Genomic DNA, 2,117 nt, shown 5'->3' on the forward strand with positions numbered 1-2,117 from the left:
GTCGCCGAGCTGCTCGCCGTCGGCGGCGTCTGGTTCGCGGCGCGCCCGACGGACGACGTCCGCCCCTGAGTCCGTCGGCCGGCCGCGTCCGTCGGTCGGCCGCGCCGTCCGTCGGACCGGCCGCGCTCGCCTCAGGACCCGCTCATCGACCCCATCGCCGTGCGGCACGCGTCGACCATGGCGCGGCACGCCGCGGCGCAGATGCGGCAGTGCTCGGACATCTCGGCGTGCATGTCGCACTCGGCCGCGCACGCCTCACCCATCGCCACGCACGCGGCCATCATCGACGTCATGACGCCCATGTCGTAGCCCGCGGGCCGCATCATCATGCGCATCGTCGTGGTGGCCACGTCGCACGTGCTGGCGCACATGGACGCACATCGCCCCATGCCCTCGCCGCCGTCGGCGTCCGCGCACATCGTCGCGGCCATCGCCGCTGCGGAGCACGCCTCGATGCACGGCTGCATCGCGGTCATGTCCATGCCGGTCGTCTGCGTCGGCATGGACTTCATCATGTCGGCCATCATGCTCATCGCTCGTCCGCCCTCTCGATCGTGTGCGCGCTGACCCTCGCGACGCTACGCCGGGCGGGTGGACGCGACCAGACCCCGGCACGGGGTCGGAGGCCTTGCGCCGGTCCACCCGAGAGGTCGGCGGTGCACGCGCTGCTGTCGAGCCTCGCCGGCCGTCACCCCGTCGTGGGGTGAGCACACGACGGGCCGTGACATACGGTGAGGCCGTGAACGCGCACCCGTCGGCCCGCGAGCGTGCGGCCGTGCGGGGTGCCGGACCGGCCGACGCCGGTCGGGAAGGACGGGCGCCGCTGCTCGCGCGGGTCACGGCCGAGCTCGCCTCGACGATGGACGCGGACGTCGCCGCCGACCGCCTCGCCCAGCTCCTCGTGCCGGCACTGGCGGACTGGTGCGTGGTCACGCTCGTCGACGACGAGGAACCGCGGCCCGGACGCCGGCACCTGCGCGACATCGCGACGTGGCACACCGACCCCGCGCTGCGCCCGGTCGTGACCGCGTACGCCGCGGCGCGGATCGGCGCCCTGTCCGAGCACTCGTTCCTCCTCGACTCGATCCGGCGCGGCGACCTGGTCGAGGTCCGGACGGGCGCCACCGACGCGCTCAAGGGCGTGCTGCGTCCCGGTCGGGTGCACGGGCTGGTCGACACGCTGGCGCCCACATGGCTCGCGGTGCTGCCGCTCGTGCGCGCGGGCCGCACGATCGGTGCGCTCTCGGTGTTCGGCGCGGCACGCGAGGCGCTCACGGGCGACGAGCTCACCACGCTGCGCCAGGTGACCGCGGCGGCCGCGCTCGCGCTCGACAACGCGCGCCGCTTCCGGCAGCAGCGCGACGTCGCCGAGGCGCTGCAGCGCGCGCTGCTCACCGAGCCCGTCGAGCCCGACGACCTCGAGGTCGTCGTCCGGTACCGGCCTGCCGGGGAGTCGACGCAGGTCGGCGGCGACTGGTACGACGCCTTCCTGCAGCCGGACGGCGCGACGATGTTCGTCATCGGTGACGTCGCCGGCCACGACATCGAGGCGGCGTCCGTGATGGGGCAGCTGCGCTCGATGCTCCGGGCGATCGCGGTGACGACCAAGGACGGCCCCGCGGGCGTCCTCACCCAGCTCGACGCGGCGATGCGCACGCTGCGGATCGGGACCCCCGCGACCGTGGTCGTCGCACGTCTCGAGCAGACGCCCGAGGAGCGCGAGTCCGGAGTCACCCGCGTCCGGTGGTCCTGCGCCGGGCACCTCCCGCCGATGGTCGTGACGCCGCAGGGCACGGTCGTCACGCTCGAGGCCCGCAACCACGGACCCCTGCTCGGCATCGTCCCCGACAGTCCTCGTGCCGAGAGCGAGGTGACGCTCCAGCGCGGGTCGACCCTGCTCATGTACACCGACGGGCTCATCGAGCGGCGCGACCGCGACCTGCGCGCCGGGCTCGGCGAGCTGCGTCGGACGCTCGCGCGCGTCGGCGGCGAGCCGCTCGACGCGCTGTGCGACGCGCAGGTCCTGCTTGGCGGCGAGCTGGTCGGCGTAGGGCCGCCCCATCCACGTGCAGGAGAGGCACCGCTCCGCGTCGTAGTAGGGGCACTGCACGGTCCAC

The 2,117-nt window shown here is 74.5% G+C and carries 2 protein-coding genes; one reads left to right on the top strand and one right to left on the bottom strand.

Going from position 1 to position 2,117, the window contains the following annotated elements; translation table 11 throughout:
- Positions 1 to 131 precede the first annotated feature (131 nt).
- Complete coding sequence (locus HGA02_RS17375; RefSeq protein ID WP_168680463.1) at positions 132 to 533, bottom strand: four-helix bundle copper-binding protein; 402 nt, start codon at positions 531 to 533, stop codon at positions 132 to 134.
- Between the two features lie 206 nt (positions 534 to 739).
- Between HGA02_RS17375 and HGA02_RS17380 the strand changes: the two genes are divergently transcribed.
- Positions 740 to 2,117: PP2C family protein-serine/threonine phosphatase (locus tag HGA02_RS17380; RefSeq protein ID WP_343035575.1), on the top strand; the 1,378-nt coding region annotated here is incomplete at its 3' end.

It is taken from the genome of Cellulomonas septica (genome assembly GCF_012396155.1).
In the GTDB taxonomy this organism is placed as follows: Bacteria; Actinomycetota; Actinomycetes; order Actinomycetales; family Cellulomonadaceae; genus Cellulomonas; species Cellulomonas septica.